Origin of the sequence: Mesorhizobium sp. M4A.F.Ca.ET.090.04.2.1, from assembly GCF_003999085.1 — a bacterium.
Lineage (GTDB): Bacteria > Pseudomonadota > Alphaproteobacteria > Rhizobiales > Rhizobiaceae > Mesorhizobium.
In genome coordinates, this window is sequence record NZ_RZOT01000010.1 from 13327 (window position 1) to 29412 (window position 16086).

At 63.3% G+C, this 16086-nt stretch carries 14 protein-coding genes, 1 tRNA gene and 1 riboswitch; of the genes, 8 read left to right on the forward strand and 7 right to left on the reverse strand.

Annotated features, from left to right (window positions below):
* Positions 1–4 precede the first annotated feature (4 nt).
* Complete coding sequence (locus tag EN781_RS01850) at positions 5–1060, reverse strand: hypothetical protein (RefSeq protein ID WP_189347255.1); 1056 nt, start codon at positions 1058–1060, stop codon at positions 5–7.
* A 75-nt stretch (positions 1061–1135) separates the two neighbouring features.
* Here EN781_RS01850 and EN781_RS01855 point away from each other — a divergent pair.
* A tRNA-Gly gene (locus EN781_RS01855) sits at positions 1136–1209 on the forward strand.
* 980 nt (positions 1210–2189) lie between these two features.
* Here EN781_RS01855 and EN781_RS01860 read toward each other — a convergent pair.
* From EN781_RS01860 to EN781_RS01865, 3 genes are all read right to left on the reverse strand, one after another.
* On the reverse strand, positions 2190–2642 hold the full coding sequence (locus EN781_RS01860) for a hypothetical protein (RefSeq protein ID WP_127399736.1): 453 nt from the start codon (positions 2640–2642) through the stop codon (positions 2190–2192).
* A gap of 135 nt (positions 2643–2777) precedes the next feature.
* On the reverse strand, positions 2778–2948 hold the full coding sequence (locus EN781_RS34080) for a hypothetical protein (protein WP_189347257.1): 171 nt from the start codon (positions 2946–2948) through the stop codon (positions 2778–2780).
* Positions 2949–3153: 205 nt separating this feature from the next.
* Positions 3154–4143 (reverse strand): LysR family transcriptional regulator, encoded by a 990-nt coding sequence (locus tag EN781_RS01865; RefSeq protein WP_126056583.1) that lies wholly within the window; start codon positions 4141–4143, stop codon positions 3154–3156.
* Positions 4144–4436: 293 nt separating this feature from the next.
* On the opposite strand from EN781_RS01865, the gene chvE reads away from it, so the two are divergent.
* From chvE to araD1, 4 genes are all read left to right on the forward strand, one after another.
* Positions 4437–5504, forward strand: coding sequence for a multiple monosaccharide ABC transporter substrate-binding protein (chvE, locus tag EN781_RS01870; RefSeq protein ID WP_126056584.1), 1068 nt, complete (start codon positions 4437–4439; stop codon positions 5502–5504).
* 189 nt (positions 5505–5693) lie between these two features.
* The gene (gene mmsA, locus EN781_RS01875) at positions 5694–7229 is read left to right on the forward strand and encodes a multiple monosaccharide ABC transporter ATP-binding protein (RefSeq protein ID WP_127399737.1); all 1536 of its coding nucleotides are present in this window, start codon (positions 5694–5696) and stop codon (positions 7227–7229) included.
* Positions 7226–8518, forward strand: coding sequence for a multiple monosaccharide ABC transporter permease (gene mmsB / locus EN781_RS01880; RefSeq protein WP_126056585.1), 1293 nt, complete (start codon positions 7226–7228; stop codon positions 8516–8518). The genes mmsA and mmsB overlap by 4 nt, the downstream gene beginning before the upstream one ends.
* Positions 8519–8819: 301 nt before the next feature.
* Positions 8820–9812, forward strand: coding sequence for an AraD1 family protein (gene araD1 / locus EN781_RS01885; RefSeq protein ID WP_126056586.1), 993 nt, complete (start codon positions 8820–8822; stop codon positions 9810–9812).
* Positions 9813–9984: 172 nt separating this feature from the next.
* Here the strand turns inward: araD1 and EN781_RS01890 are convergent, their stop codons facing one another.
* Together EN781_RS01890 and EN781_RS01895 are read right to left on the reverse strand one after the other, a co-directional pair.
* Positions 9985–10758: an ABC transporter substrate-binding protein gene (locus tag EN781_RS01890; RefSeq protein ID WP_126056587.1), complete on the reverse strand. Its 774-nt coding sequence runs from the start codon at positions 10756–10758 to the stop codon at positions 9985–9987.
* A 97-nt stretch (positions 10759–10855) separates the two neighbouring features.
* Positions 10856–11950, reverse strand: coding sequence for a 2'-deoxycytidine 5'-triphosphate deaminase (locus EN781_RS01895; RefSeq protein WP_126056588.1), 1095 nt, complete (start codon positions 11948–11950; stop codon positions 10856–10858).
* A gap of 82 nt (positions 11951–12032) precedes the next feature.
* Positions 12033–12110, forward strand: a riboswitch (SAM riboswitch).
* A 58-nt stretch (positions 12111–12168) separates the two neighbouring features.
* On the opposite strand from EN781_RS01895, the gene EN781_RS01900 reads away from it, so the two are divergent.
* Positions 12169–13356 (forward strand): O-succinylhomoserine sulfhydrylase, encoded by a 1188-nt coding sequence (locus EN781_RS01900; protein ID WP_126056589.1) that lies wholly within the window; start codon positions 12169–12171, stop codon positions 13354–13356.
* Positions 13357–13378: 22 nt separating this feature from the next.
* Here the strand turns inward: EN781_RS01900 and EN781_RS01905 are convergent, their stop codons facing one another.
* Positions 13379–14533: a ceramide glucosyltransferase gene (locus EN781_RS01905; RefSeq protein ID WP_127399738.1), complete on the reverse strand. Its 1155-nt coding sequence runs from the start codon at positions 14531–14533 to the stop codon at positions 13379–13381.
* A gap of 225 nt (positions 14534–14758) precedes the next feature.
* Here EN781_RS01905 and apaG point away from each other — a divergent pair, with 225 nt between their 5' ends.
* Entirely contained in the window at positions 14759–15151 is a 393-nt protein-coding gene (apaG, locus tag EN781_RS01910) for a Co2+/Mg2+ efflux protein ApaG (protein WP_126056590.1), read from the forward strand.
* A 103-nt stretch (positions 15152–15254) separates the two neighbouring features.
* Entirely contained in the window at positions 15255–16064 is an 810-nt protein-coding gene (locus EN781_RS01915; RefSeq protein WP_127399739.1) for an alpha/beta hydrolase, read from the forward strand.
* Positions 16065–16086 lie beyond the last annotated feature (22 nt).

A 16086-nucleotide genomic window follows, 5' to 3' on the forward strand; every position in this document is an offset into this window, starting at 1 on the left:
ACCGTCAGCGCGAGGTGAACGCGGTCAGTTTCTCCCAGTCGCGCCATTGATGCGGCCAGCTTTGCAAATAGGGCAGATGCCGGTCGGCAAACTCCTGCGCGGCGCTTTGGATCATCTCGGCCTTGTCCCGATAGCGGGAGAGATCGATCGGGCGCTCGACGACCACGTGCAGTTGGCCGGTGCTGTCGTCGCGCCCGACAAAGACCGGCAACAGCGGAGCGCCGGCGATCCTGGCCAGCCGGGGCGCGCCGCTGGCCACTTCCATGCCCGATTCGCCTATTCGCGCCGTGACCAGCACTTCGCCCTCCCAGGCTCCGGCGGTTATTGAAACGAACTTGTTGGCGCGAAGCAACCGACGGGCCTCGTTCATGCTGGCAGCAGGATCGGCGCGGTCGATCACGACGCGGCCGGCCGCGTATCTCAGTTCCGCGCCAATCCTGATCGGGTTCAGGAAGCGGATGCCGAAACGCGACTTGGTGAAGCCATGCACTGGCCGGCTGACGTGAAACACCTCGAACCCGGCCCTGGCGAAGGCCATCTTCGCCGCCAGCGCATTGAAGCTGAAATGCGCGATCCACAGCACCGCGCCATGGCCTGCATCTTGCGCGGCTTCGAGATGCTCGATGCCTTGCAGCGCTATGGCCGGGTTCCACCCACCGAGCCGTTCGCGCAGGATCTGTATGTGATGCTCGTGACGCGTCGCGCGGACGCCGCGCAGATCGTCATTGCCGGCCAGTCCGAACGAGCGAAAGGTCTGCAGGACCCGGCTGTCCCGGTTGGCGAAAGACGCGCCGCCCAGCCGCGCCATGGACAGGCAGATCGCTCGCCATTCGCGCTCGGGAACGAGCCGGGAGACAATCGCCAAAGCAGGGAGTTGCAGCAGGAATTTGAGGTCTTCCAGCGCAAATATCTTCCTGGCCCCGGAGGCCCGTTTTCTCTTGCGTATGTTGAATTCCAAGCCGGGTCCCCACCCACGCACCTTGCTTACGGGGGGTCGGCGGGCAAATAAACTGCCGATTCCCAAAGCGCAGGCGCTACTAGCATGACCGATCGCCGGCATCAAAGGCTCTCTTGTCATCCGGGCACGGCTTTGGCGATTGCCCGAAGCCCGGCCATCATGGTAACGAGGGCGCGCGCGGGTATGATGTAATGGTAGCCTGTCAGCTTCCCAAGCTGAACGCGCGGGTTCGATTCCCGCTACCCGCTCCAGCTTGTGCCGCGCCGTATTCACTCATCAGTGGCTCGATGAACTCGAACCGGCCAACGCCGGCAGGCTTGCGCATGGAACGCCCCGCAACTCGAATTTGATTCAATATCGCAGGACGGTTTCCGTTCCGTTAGCCGTTGCTAAAAGACCGCCGGCCGAAGCCGGCGGCAGGGTCTACTGTGTCACCAGAGGTACGATCTGGTAATAATCAACGGCTCCAGCCGGCTTTTGTTTCAGCATTCGATAAAATGTGAAACCCGCCGCCAATCACATGGCAGCGGGCCTTTTCCCAAGGGACCGGAAGGATGGAGGGGACATGCAATCCGGCCGGCATTTCCAACGAGACGTGCAAGTTTTTGTTCCGACGCAATTTAGCAAAATTGAATATTCCAATGATCGGCCTATAATTTGCCAGCCGGCAACCTACCCCGTTTGCCGGTTAGGCCCGGCGGTCAAACCCCGAGCCCCCGCCCTTGGCCGCCGGGCCGCTGGAAATCGGCTTGGCAACGCTGCGGCGGAAGTACTGGGAGGGAGGCCTTTCCCATGCGCACGGCGGCACTGCGGCTTCGCTCGATCCGACAAGTCCTGTTGCCGCTGATGGGGTTTACCGACTGGCACGAAGGAACCGGCGTGGACGGCAGGCCCATTTGGAAGCACTACATAGCCAGAACGGACTCATGGGAGTCACGTCCGATGACACCCAAAGAGGAAGCCGAGGCCTTCTGGTGGTGTCACCCACCGTATTGAGCGCAAAGTGGCTTCTAGCGCTTCTTCGGCTGCCGTCCCGGTCAGTTCCCTCACCCTGCGAATTACCAGGGCGATAGAGACTCTCTTGTGAATGGCGGTTTCGAGAGCGGGCATGCAGGACCGGCCGGCAACAAACCTGCTACCCGCTTCAGCCGGAATCAATCGATCAGATGGCGCCTTCCTGCACCTGCCGGGACCGCGCAGTCCGGTCAGGTGCGGATGGATGCCGCACCTTTCATGCCAGCACGCCGCACAGCGGAAGGTGCTTTGCCGCCTCGTCGGCTTCCATCCGCACTATGGTGTGCGTCAGGCCGCCATGCTCATCGATCCATTGCCGCACCCAGTCAGGATATTGCGATATAAGGTAATTGGCGGCGACCGCGTTCTGCCGAGCGCCGACGCCGTAGGGCAGATGGAAGCCGAAGGATGCCTGAGGGGTCACGCAAAGCTGCTCGACGGGCAGCGACAGATAGAGCGTGCAGGCGCTGTCACACGCCCCCTCGAGGCTCACCGGCTCGTCGGCGGCGCGCAATTGGGCAATGTGCAGGGCGAAGCTCACGATCTGGCCATCGTGATTGTCGCCGACCGTCTCGGCCTTCGCGGGCAGCGCCGCCAGAATGGCGGCGAACCCAATCGCCGTGGTCTTCAACGCCCATCCAAGCTTTGCAGGCAGCAGATCGATTTTCATCCTGTGTTCTCGTTCTCGCGTTTGTCTCGCGGGCGGCTACGCTAGCATCAAGATGGTTAACATTAGGCAGCGCTCATCAATCTTCCGATCGGCCTGTTACACTCGCGCGAGCACGGTACCCCTAGAGGGGGCGCTCTACGGCGAAGGAGACGCCAGGAAGCGCGCCACGACCGGCGACTGTTCTGTGCAATTGAAGAACGAGCGCCCGTCCAGGCTCTTGGAGTATCGGCCGATCCTGGCATGGGCCGGAATTTTGTCTGGGTCGGCCTTCAAGCCGAGCAGAATACGCAGTTTCTTGAAAGCCATCTATGGAGAGCCCCACCCCGACACTCACGTTGGAATCCGGGCTCCCGATTTGTAAAGGGTGGATTTTGGGTTTTGAACATGCGCGAGCATGAAATCGCTGGCCGCCAGCGCGCGGCTGTCACGACCGAAACTGACGTCGAGACTGGTTGCGCTTCCGTTTGGTCCGGCGCCCTACCGCCTTCGCTAGCGGCGGCCGAGCCAACCGTCACCCAACTTCGCGCAGGATGAAATCGTGCAGCATCTTGGCGGCCGGAGAGAGCACGCGGTTCTTCACCGTGATCAGGCTGTAGGGCCGGACCTCGATGTCGAACTCGGTCTGGACGACATCGATGGCGCCGGCCAGCCCGTCGGGATTCTGGATGAATTTCGCCACCTGCACCGACACCGGCGCAATAGCATCGGACTGCGCCACCATGACCAGGGTGAGCAGCAGCGAGCTGGTGTTGAGGATGCGATCCGGGAGCGCGATGTTGCGGTTGAGGAAATTGCTCTCCATCGCCTGGCGCAGCGGCGAGCCGCCGGACTGGAAGACCCAGTCATAGGCGGCGGTCTCCTCCAGCCGCACCGCCTTGCCGTTGCTCAGCGGGTGGCCTCGGCGCACGATCAGGCAGGCCTTCTCGACGCCGATGACGCGCGATTCGAACAGACGCGGATTGAGATCGTCGGGAATGCGCGCGATGATGAAATCGTGGCGCGACGCAATCAGCTCGCGTGCCAGCACGTTCGAGGTCTCGACCTGCATGGTGATCTCGATGCGCGGATAGAGGCGGCGGATCTCGCGGATCGCCGGCACCGCCAGTTCGATCGCCGGCGCCGTCACTGCGCCCAGGAATACCGAGCCACCCTTGCCCGCCTTGAGCTCAGAGATCTCGCGGTCGGCCTCGCGCATCTCGAGCAGGATCGAGCGCGCGCGCCTGGCCAGCGCCTTGCCGTAGGGCGTCAGCGTGATGCCGCGCGGCAGCCGCTCGCAGAGCTTCACGTCGAGCACCGCCTCCATTTCCGAAATCATGCGCGAGGCGGCGGGCTGCGATATGTTCATCACCTGGGCCGCGGCGCTTACCCGGCCGTGATCGTCAAGGGCTGCGATCATGCGCATATGGCGCAGGCTGAGCCCGCTGCGCAGAAGCGTTTCGCCATCTCCCGGCAGCTCGTCGTATCCACCTGAAATACCAACAGGATTGCCCAATGCCGCCATGCTTTGTCTTCGCTCCCGCAACGCATTCGTCGGCTTTTGATATATACCAGTTTCGGTATAGCAACCATCAGAGATCGCATTTGACAGTTATGTCAAAGGGACACACCCTTCGCGCGTCCCGTGGCATGACGGTCGATGACGAGGGAGATCGTGTCGACTGAAATCAGCGCCGCGGGGCCGATTGGGAGGATACCGGAGATCGATAGACGACAGCGGCGCATCTCGCGCTTCTGCTCGCCTGCGCGGCCCGCGAAGCCCCGAGGTGTCGCGTCCATCAACCAGGGAGAGTTACTGTGAAAATCATCAAGACACTGGCCGCCGTGGCGGCCCTTGGCATCGCGGCCATGACGCTGCCGGCGCATGCAGGCGAAGGCCTTGTCGGCGTGCTGATGCCGACAAAGACCTCGCAGCGCTGGATCAATGACGGCGACGCCGTCAAGTCGCAGCTCGAGGCTCTCGGCTACACCGTCGACCTGCAGTACGCGCAGGACGACATCCCGAACCAGCTCAGCCAGCTGGAAAACGAAATCACCAAGGGCCCGAAGGCGCTGATCATCGCCTCGATCGACGGCACCACGATGGCCGACGCGCTGCAGAAGGCCAACGACGCGGGCGTCGTCGTCGTCGCCTATGACCGCCTGATCAAGAAGACCCCGAACGTCGACTACTACACCACCTTCGACAATTTCGGCGTCGGCGTGATCCAGGCGAACTCCCTGGTCAAGGGCCTCAAGGAGCGCTTCCCGAACACCAAGCCGTGGAACGTCGAACTGTTCGGCGGCTCGCCGGACGACAACAACGCCTTCTTCTTCTACAATGGCGCGATCTCCGTCCTGCAGCCGCTGATCGACGACGGCTCGATCAAGATCAAGTCCGGCCAGACCGGCATGGACAAGGTCGGCACGCTGCGCTGGCTCGCCGCCACCGCCCAGGCGCGCATGGACAACCTGCTCTCGGCCAACTACTCGGACGGCAGCCGCGTCGATGGCGTTCTGTCGCCCTATGACGGCCTGTCGCGCGGCATCACCGCCTCGCTGCGCGCCGTCGGTTACGGTACCGACGCACAGCCCTGGCCGATCGTGACCGGTCAGGACGCCGAGACCGCCTCGGTGAAGCTGATCATCTCGGGCGAGCAGTACTCGACGGTGTTCAAGGACACCCGCGAACTGGCCAAGGCCACCGTGCAGCTGGTCGACAAGGTGCTCTCCGGCGGCAAGCCCGACGGCCTCGACGAAAAGACCTACAACAACGACGTCAAGGTCGTCCCCTCGATCCTGTTGACGCCGCATGAGGTCGACAAGTCGAACTACCAGGCGCAGGTAGTCGACTCCGGCTACATCAAGGCCGACGAGCTGAAGTAATCCGGCTTCAAAGGGAGGGGTCCTGCGCGACGCAGGGCCCCTTTTCGTTCAGAAGCGACCCCGGTATTGTTTTTTGCCGGCTTCTGCAGCGCCATGCACCGTCGCGGCGCGGACCAGACTGCAGTATGTTGATTTCGCGCATGACGCTTTCCGAAACCGGAAGGCATGCGCCAGGGAGCGGAATTCCTAATGACCTCGACGATTTTGGAGATGCGCGACATCACCAAGACGTTCCCCGGCGTGAAGGCGCTGTCGAACGTCAACCTCAGCGTCGAGGAAGGCGAGATTCACGCCGTCGTCGGCGAGAACGGCGCCGGCAAATCGACGCTGATGAAGGTGCTGTCAGGGGTCTATCCGTCCGGCACCTATGAGGGACAGATCGTCTTTCGCGGCCAGGAATGCCACTTCAAGGGAATCCATGACAGCGAGCATATCGGCATCGTCATCATCCACCAGGAGCTCGCCCTGGTGCCGATGCTGTCGATCGCGGAAAACATCTTCCTCGGCAACGAGCACGCGACCTATGGCGTCATCGACTGGAACGCCAACGAGAAGCGCACCGCCGCATTGCTGAAGAAAGTCGGGCTCAAGGAAGACCCCAAGACGCTGATCACCAATATCGGCGTCGGCAAGCAGCAGCTGGTCGAGATCGCCAAGGCGCTGAGCAAGGAAGTGAAGCTGCTGATCCTCGACGAACCGACGGCTTCGCTCAGCGAAAAGGACAGCCAGGCGCTGCTCGACCTTCTGCTCGAGTTCAAGCGGCAGGGCATGACCTCGATCCTGATCTCGCACAAGCTGAACGAGGTGAACCGGGTCGCCGACAAGGTCACGGTGATCCGCGACGGACGCACCATCGAGACCTTGCCCAGGGAAGACATCAGCGAAGACCGCATCATCACCTCGATGGTCGGCCGCTCGCTCGACGACCGCTATCCGCCGCGCGAGCCGCAGATCGGCGAGGTCGTCTTCGAGGTCAAGGACTGGTCGGTCTACCATCCGATCCACGCCGACCGGCAGGTGATCAAGAACGTCAACCTCAATGTGCGCAAGGGCGAGGTGGTTGGCATCGCCGGGCTGATGGGCGCCGGCCGGACCGAATTCGCGATGAGCCTGTTCGGCCGTTCCTATGGCCGGCACATCACCGGCGAGGTTTTGCTCGAAGGCAAGCCGATCGACCTTTCGTCGGTGAGCAAGGCGGTGGAGAACCGCATCGCCTATGTCACCGAGGACCGCAAGACCTACGGCCTCAACCTCATCGACCATATCAAGCACAATGTGACTTTGGCCAATTTGGGCGGAGTTTCGAGCCGCGGCGTCATCGACGACATGCGCGAAATGAGCGTGGCCAACGACTATCGCAAGAAGACGAACATCCGCGCGTCCAGCGTTTATCAGCTGACCGGCAATCTTTCTGGCGGCAACCAGCAGAAGGTGGTGCTGTCGAAATGGCTGTTCGCCGACCCGGAACTGCTGATCCTCGACGAGCCGACGCGCGGCATCGATGTCGGCGCCAAGTACGAAATCTATACGATCATCGCCCGTCTCGCCGCCGAGGGCAAAGCGATCATCGTCATCTCGTCGGAAATGCCGGAGCTGCTCGGCATCACCGACCGCATCTATGTCATGAACGAAGGGCGCATGGTCGGCGAAATGGCGGCAAGCGACGCCAGCCAGGAAAAAATCATGCGCGCCATCGTTCGCGGAGAAGGAAAAAAAGCATCATGAGCACAGAAAGCGCTCCCGCGCCGCAAAGCGGCGCAGCCGAAGACGTCAAGCAGGGTCCGCGCGTCGCCGTCTCGGCGCTGACGACGAACCTGCGCGAATACGGCCTGATCATCGCGCTGATCGTCATCATGCTGTTCTTCCAGTACACGACATCAGGAACGCTGTTCAAACCGGTCAATCTCAGCAACCTGGTGCAGCAGAACTCGTTCATTATCGTGATGGCGCTGGGCATGCTGCTGGTGATCGTATCCGGCCATATCGACCTCAGTGTCGGTTCAGTGGCGGGCTTCATCGGGGCGCTGGCGGCGATGATGATGGTCATCTGGCCGCTCGGGATAATAAGCAATCCGCTGGTGGTCTCGATCGTGTGCCTGATCGTGGGCGCCCTCATTGGCGCGGCGCAAGGCTACTGGATCGCCTATCACCGGATACCGAGCTTCATCGTGACGCTGGCGGGCATGCTGATCTTTCGAGGCATCTGCCAGGCCCTGCTGGGCGGCGGCTCCTCGGTCGGCCCGCTTCCAGACAGTTTCAAGGCGCTAAGCTCGGGCTTCATTCCGGACGTGATCGGGCCGCTGACGCTGATCCCGCCGACGGTGAATGCCGCCGGCAAGACCATCCTCGGCAGCGGGCTTACGCTGCACATGACGACGATCGTGCTCGGACTGATCGCGGTGCTGGCCTATGCCTATTTCGGGCTGCGGGCCCGCCGCAAGCGTGAGCGTCATGGCTATGAGGCCGAGCCTTTCCCGCTGTTCGTCATCAAGACGCTGGTCGGCAGCGCGTTGGCGCTGTTCCTGGTCTTCCAGTTCGCGAGCTACAGGGGCCTGCCGGTTGTGCTGCTGGTGATGGGCGTGCTGATCTCGCTGTTCGTCTTCGTCACCAAGCGCATGACCATCGGCCGCCGCATCTATGCCATGGGCGGCAACGCCAAGGCGGCGCAACTGTCGGGCATCAACACCGAACGGCTGACGCTGATGGTGTTCATCAACATGGGCGTGCTGTCGGCGCTCGGCGGCCTGATCATCGCGGCGCGCCTCGGCCAGGCGGTGCCCGCGGCCGGCCTCGGCAGCGAGCTCGACGTCATCGCGGCCGTGTTCATCGGCGGCGCCTCGGCGATGGGCGGCGTCGGGCAGGTCATCGGTGCGGTGGTCGGCGGCTTCATCATGGGTGTGATGAACAACGGCATGTCGATCATGGGCGTCAACGTCGACTGGCAGCAGGTGGTCAAGGGCCTGGTGCTGCTCGGCGCGGTGATCTTCGACGTCTACAACAAGAACAAGGCCTGACGGCAGCAATTCCAGGAAAGCTGCATAGCGGTTTTCCGTCCGGAATTGCGCAGAGACAATATATTGGAAGCGGTCGGCTGCTCGAAGCTGAACCGCACCAGCCGAGGAAAGCAGGAGGCATACGGGTCCAGATCGCGAAGCTGCCGGCAACCCGCCGGCGCCAAGAAGTCCCCGGAGGGACCAGGCTCGCGAGCGCAATCCGGACGAAGAGTTTCAACCGTGGCACGGAACTGTTCCGGGCCGCGACGGTCAGGGTTTGCCCATCGGCGGCCGGGCCAAGGCAAAAGAGAGAGGGTTCATCATGCTGATCTCCCAGATCCTCGACGACGCCGAGACGATCCGCGTCGTCGCCCGCAACGGCGGCAAGACGCGGATCATCAACGGCGCCCGCAGCGTCTATTCGCTGGCGATGGAGGCGGCGCGCACCGGCACCGGCCTCGTGGCGCTGATCGAGCGCAAGGGTTTCGGCGAAACCATCGATCTCGATGCCGTTTACAAGAAAGGACGGCTGGTCTCGCCGATCAACCATCCGGATCCGGCGCACCTGCATCTCACAGGCACCGGCCTGACGCATTTGGGCTCCGCCGCGACGCGCGATTCCATGCACAGGAAGCTCAGCGCCGACGGTGAGGAGCAACTCACCGATTCCATGAAGATGTTCCGCATGGGGCTGGAAGGGGGCAAGCCTCCAAAGGGCCAGGTCGGCGTGCAGCCGGAGTGGTTCTACAAGGGCAACGGCACGATGGCAGTGGCGCCGGGCGCGGCGCTAATGTCGCCCGCTTTCGCGCAGGACGCCGGCGAGGAGCCGGAGATAGCCGGCATCTACGTCATCGGCGACGACGGCGCGCCGTTCCGTGTCGGCTTCACCCTGTCGAACGAGTTCTCAGACCATGTGACGGAGCGGGTGAACTACCTGTTCCTCGCCCACTCCAAGCTGCGCAACGCCTCGTTCGGGCCAGAGATCCTGATCGGCGACCTGCCGGCCGACATCAGGGGCTCCTCGCGCATCTGGCGCGACGGCAAGCTGCTTTGGGAAAAGCCGTTCCTGTCGGGCGAGGCGAACATGTCGCATACCATCGCCAATCTCGAGCATCACCACTTCAAATACTCGGCCTTCCGCCAGCCGGGCGACGTGCATGTCCACATGTTCGGCACGGCGACGCTCTCCTTCGCCGACGGCGTCAAGACCGAGGCGGGCGACACTTTCGAGATCGAGGCGAAGGATTTCGGCCTGCCGCTGCGCAACCCGCTCGAGATCGAGAAGCCGGTGAAGGTGGCGGTCAAGGCGCTTTGAGCGCATTCTCCTTCTCCCCTTGTGGGAGAAGGTGGCCTCGCGAAGCGAGGTCGGATGAGGGGTGCTCCAGCTTGGCAAAGACGGGTGATCCGTCACCTACCCCTCATCCGTCTCGGCGCTGCGCACCGATCCACCTTCTCCCACAAGGGGAGAAGGCGGAGGGCGCACAACCTCAATAGATATCGAAGTCGAAATACTTCGCCTGGATCTTCTTGTAGGTGCCGTCGGCGACGATGGCGTCTATTGCCGCGTTGAGCTTGTCGCGAAGTGCAGTGTCGTCCAGGCGCACGGCGATGCCGGCTTCGGTCTCGGTGCCCTTGACGTCACCGACCAGCTTGCAGCAGCCGTCGCTCGCCTTCTTCAGCCAGTCCACCAGCACGAACTTGTCCGAAATGACGGCGTCGAGCCGGCCGTTCTGGAGATCGGTAATCGCCTCCTCCTGGGTCGGATAGAGCTTGGCCTCGGCGCCGGCCTTACCATAAACGTCCTGGGCGAAGTCGGCCTGAGTGGTCGAGGCCTGGGCGCCCACCGTCTTGCCGGCGAGCGCGGCCGGTTCGGTCGAGGTGAGTTCGCTGTCCTTCGGCGCGACCAGCGCAAGCGGCGTCGTATAGTATTTGTGGGTGAAGGCGACCTGCTTCTTGCGCTCCTCGGTGATGCTCATCGAAGCGATAATGGCGTCGAATTTCTTGGCCTGGAGGGCCGGAATGATGCCGTCCCAGTCCTGGGTGACGATCTCGCATTCGACCTTCATCTGCGCGCACAGCGCGTTGGCGATGTCGATGTCGAAGCCCTCGACCTTGCCGTCCGGCGTGATGGTGTTGAACGGCGGATAGGCGCCCTCGGTGCCGATCTTGATCTTTTCCGCGGCCTGCGCCGACAGGGCGCCGGCGCCGAGCGCCAGCATGGCGGCAGCGGCCGCCGACAGGATCCATCTCGAAATCCGCATTGTCTTCTTCCCCTTCATTTCCGTCACCTTGACGGGCTGGGCACAGCCAAGCATGCCGCGTGGGGCCGGGCAAGCGGAGTCTAACGATGACGATGGATCAGCGCGCGGCGCGGAAATGCTTGGAGAGCTTCAGGCCCTGCGCCTGGTAGTTCGAGCCGAGATCGGTGCCGTAAAGCGCCTGTGGCCGCTTCAGCATGTGTTCGTAAACCAGACGGCCGACGATCTGGCCGTGGTCGAGGATGAACGGCACCTCGTGGCTGCGCACTTCGAGCACCGCCCGGCTGCCGGTGCCGCCGGCCGCCGAATGGCCGAAGCCCGGATCGAAGAAGCCGGCATAGTGGACGCGGAATTCGCCGACCAGCGGATCGAAGGGCGTCATCTCGGCGGCGTAGAGCGGCGGCACATGCACCGCCTCGCGGCTGACCAGGATGTAGAATTCGTCTGGATCGAGCACCAATTCTCCGGCGCCGCTCTTGTAGAGCGGCTCCCAGAAATCGACGACGTCCTGCGCGGCCCGCTTGTCGACATCGACGAGGCCGGTATGGTGCTTGCCGCGATAGCCGACCAGCCCGTCCTTGTCGCCGTCGAGATCGATCGAGAGCGCGATGCCACCGCCGGAAATGTTGGGCGGCTCGGTGGCGACCAGCATCTCGCCATGGTGGAGCTCGCGCAACTCGCTCTCCGACAGCAGCGCATTGCCGGTGCGGAAACGGATTTGCGACAGCCGGGATCCGGCACGCACCACGATCGGGAAGGTGCGCGGGCTGACCTCGAGGTAGAGCGGCCCGGCATAGCCGGCAGCGATCTTGTCGAACTCGTGACCGCGGTCGGTCATCACCCGGGTGAAGATGTCGAGCCGCCCGGTCGAGCTTTTCGGATTGGCCGAGGCAGAGACATTCGCCGGCAATGCCAGGCTCTCCAGCAGCGGCACGATGTAGACGCAGCCCGTCTCCAGCACAGCGCCGTCAGCGAGATTGATCTCGTGCAGCTTCAGCCGGTCGAGCTTGTCGGCCACCAGATGATCGGGGCCGGGCAGGAAGGAGGCGCGCACGCGGAAAGCCTTGTCGCCCAGCCTGAGGTCGAGGCTGGCCGGCTGGACCTGGTCGGCATCGAGGGCGCGCGGCGACTTCAGCGCGCCGGACTGGAACAGCGCGGAAATGTCCTGATCGGGAAGAATGCCTGTCTGCCGCAAAGCTGGCTCCGCTCCAAGGCCGCTGGTACAAACCTCTTAATGAAGCCGGCAATTGACGCAAGCGCGGTGCGGGTCTAAAGGGTCGTTATCCCGTGGTGATTTGGCCGGTCGGCTTGCAGCCACGTTAAACAAGTCGCTAAAGGACCGTCGGGCCGCAAGGCCGTATGGACCGGTTGCGACTTTTCGCGGCCGGTTTTTTTGTATCTGGAAGTAGAGCGATGACCAAGAAGCGTGACTGGAAGCCTCAGACGGCACTCGTGCATGGCGGAACGCTGCGTTCCGGCTTCGGCGAGACAGCCGAGGCGATGTACCTCACCCAAGGCTATGTCTATGAGACGGCGCAGGCGGCGGAGGCCCGCTTCAAGGGCGAGGAACCAGGCTTCATCTATTCGCGCTACGCCAACCCGACGGTCGACATGTTCGAAAAACGCATGTGCGCGCTGGAAGGTGCGGAGGACGCGCGCGCGACCTCCTCCGGCATGGCCGCGGTGACGGCGGCACTACTGTGCAGCGCCAGGGCCGGCGACCATATCGTGGCGGCGCGCGCGCTGTTCGGCTCCTGCCGCTGGGTGGTCGAGACGCTGGCGCCGAAATACGGCATCGAGGCGACGCTGGTCGACGGCACCGACATCGCCAACTGGGAAAAGGCGGTGAAGCCCAACACCAAGCTGTTCTTCCTGGAAAGCCCGACCAACCCGACGCTGGAAGTGGTCGATATCGCCGCCGTCGCGGCACTCGCCAATTCGATCGGCGCCAGACTGATCGTCGACAATGTCTTCGCCACGCCCCTGCAGCAGAAGCCCTTGCAGCTCGGTGCCCATATTGTGGTCTATTCGGCGACCAAGCACATCGACGGCCAGGGGCGCTGCCTCGGTGGCGTCATCCTGTCGGACAAGAAGTGGATCGACGAGAACCTGCACGACTATTTCCGCCATACCGGCCCCAGCCTGTCGCCGTTCAACGCCTGGACGCTGCTGAAGGGCCTGGAGACGCTGCCGCTGCGGGTGCGCCAGCAGACCGAAAGCGCCGGCAAGATCGCCGACTTCCTCGCCGAACGGCCGGAGATCGCCCGCGTCATCTATCCGGGCCGGGCCGACCACCCGCAGGCCGAGATCGTCAGGAAGCAGATGTCGGGCGGCTCGACGCTGATCTGCCTCGACGTCAAGGGCGGCAAGCAGGCGGCCTTCGCCTTCCAGAACGCCCTCGACATCGTGCTGATCTCCAATAATCTCGGCGACGCCAAGAGCCTGATCACCCACCCGGCGACGACCACGCACAAGAACCTCAGCGACGAAGCGCGCGCCGAGCTCGGCATCGGCCCGGGCACGCTCCGGCTCTCGGTCGGCCTGGAGGACACGGACGACCTGCTCGCCGATGTCGAGCAGGCACTGAAGGCGGCGAAATAGGGGACCTGGGCGAAGGCCCCGGTCAGGCACTCGAGGGCGTCTCTTCCAGTTCGGCCACCTTGGTGCCGATGGTCATGGCGTTGCCGCGCCAGTCGACGGCGCCGCCCAGCCAACCGCGCGCCCATATCGCCGGCAGCATCGCGTCGCGCGCGATCATGGCGGCGACGATGCGCGGCGACAGGTACCAGCCCTTGGCCGAGGCGAGCGCGCATTCCGGCAGATAGGCGAGCGCCAGCACGCAAAGCGCCGTGGCCGGCAGGCTGATGCCCGCGTGAGCCGCCGCAAACAGCGCCAGCAGCAGCGGCAGCGCCGCGCCGGTCATGATCTCCGGCGCGAAGAACAGCGGGAAGGTGACGCGGCGCAGCCGCGCCCAGCGCGCCTGGCGCGACCAGATCTCGCCGAGCCGGCGCTCGCCCAGCGGCTGTTCGAAGGGCGAGGCAACGAGATGGACGCGAAGGCCGAGCCCGTTGACCAGCTTGGTCGCCGCGGCGTCCTCGGCGATCTCGGCGGCAAGCGCGCGGATGCCGCCATTGGCGTCGAGCATGGGCTTGTTCCACAGCATGCTCTTGCCCTGGGCAAAGCCGAGGCCAAGCGCCTCGCCGGCATATTGCCAGCGCGCCTGCAGCGTGTTGAGGAAGGCGCATTCGACCTCCGCCCAGAAGCCGTCCGGCCGCGAGCCGATCGGCGTCGAGCAGACGAGGCCACTGTCCGACCGCCAGGCTGCCATCAGATGCTGAATATAGTCGTGCCGCATCAGCACGTTGGAATCGGCGAGGATCACCCAGTGATGGCGCGCCGCCTCCCAGCCCTTGACGCAATTGTTGAGCTTCGGATTGGCGCTGACGCGGTCGTCGCCGACCAGCAGCCGGGCGGGCACCTTGGGAAACCGGGCAATCGCCCGGTTTATCAGCTTGGCCACCGGATCGTCGGCATGGGCGACGCAGAAGATCAGTTCGTAACGCGGCCAGTCGAGCGTGAAAGCGCGCTGGAGCGTCTCCTCGGTGAACGGCTCGACGCCGCGCGCGGGAATGACGATCGAGACCGGCGCCGTCCTGCCGGCGGGCGGCGCCGCGCCGCGCGGGGGTTTCAGCCTCAAAGCCGCGAGCAGGATGCTGGTGAGATTGGCGAGGAGCAAGGCTATCGAAAGCAGGGCGGCGGCTATGGCGATCAGTTCCATCGAGGTCTGGTCACTCCGGAAAAGCCGGCTGGGAATGGCCGTCTTGAACAGGTCGACAGAGCGATGAGTCGCCCGGCACGGTCTGCGCACACCATCATTGTCGTGTGTCACTTAAATGACATTGTTTGCCGGCACGTGCGCATAAGGACGGAAGGGATGGGCATCACGCATCGTTGACCTGATCGCGGAGCGAGCCGAAAGTTCCCGAACTGTTTGGAGCAGCTCATGTATCGCGCCGTCACGCGCAAGATCGAAGTGCAGGTCAGGCCGTTCTATCTGGAGGATCGCTCCGATCCGTCGGAGAATCGCTATGTCTGGGGCTATCACGTGACCATCGACAACCAGTCGGACGAGTTCGTGCAGTTGCTGTCGCGCTATTGGCATATCACCGACGGCAGCGGCCGTGTCGAGGAGGTGCGCGGCGCCGGCGTCGTTGGCGACCAGCCCGAGCTCAATCCCGGCGACAGTTACCAGTACACCTCCGGCTGCCCGCTTTCGACGCCGTCGGGCATCATGGTCGGCCACTACACGATGCGCAACAAGCAGGGCGAGACGTTCGACGTCGCTATACCTGCTTTCTCGCTCGACCTGCCGGGCACGCGACGGACGGTGAACTAGTGGCCGCCTACCCCCTTGGCGCCGGCACACCGGCGTGCGAGCGTCAAAGCAACTTTGCTTCCCATTGATCAAGGGAGGCTGCCATGCGCCAGGCAGCGACTTGATGCACAAAATTGAAACAGGGCTGTTTCTGGGCCGGCTGCCGTTCGCCAGCGTTGGACAAGGACCGGAAAGGCTTCTCATCATCAACGGCGGTCAGGGGTTCATGATGAAACCCTGTCCATCCAGACTGGAAAAGGACGCCAGACAGCTCATCCATATCCTTCCACCCGGCACGAGCTTTGTGCTGATTGGCTACGATCCCGCTCCCAAAGCCGATCTATCGCTCGAGGGCATGGCCAGAGACATCGCGGAGATCATCGACGCTGACTTCAAGAAGCCAGCGAAGTTGATGGGTATTTCCTATGGCGGCGTTGTCGCAACGCAGGTGACCGCACGCTATCCAGACCTGGTAGGCAGGCTGGTCCTGCTGGCGAGTGCGCATGGCTTTTCGGCCGATGGAAAAGAGCGGCTCAAGAGACAGATCCAATTCGCAAAAGCCGAACAATTTCACGCGCTTTTGGAGGAATTCACAACGGCGTTTCGGCGGCCGTGGCTGAACCTTCTTTTGCGTTTTCGACTGAGGTTCGAAGGACGCAGCCTGATTGCCCGGATGGGAGCGCCAAGGACGATTGGGCGCTATCTCGAGGCAATGCTCGACAACGATGTGGCCTACGAAGGCCTCCGCGATATCTCGGCGAGGACCTTGATCCTCGGCGGTGAAAGGGACCAGTTTTTCGGCGGGATGATGGAAGCCACCGCGAGTGCAATCAGCGGAGCGAAGCTCACACTGCTCGCGGGAGAAACCCATATGGCTCCAGTCGAACGAGCGTCAGAGGTCCGCAGGCACCTCGAAGAATTTATTAGAAGCTGAAATCGGTGCGGCGGCCAAGCGC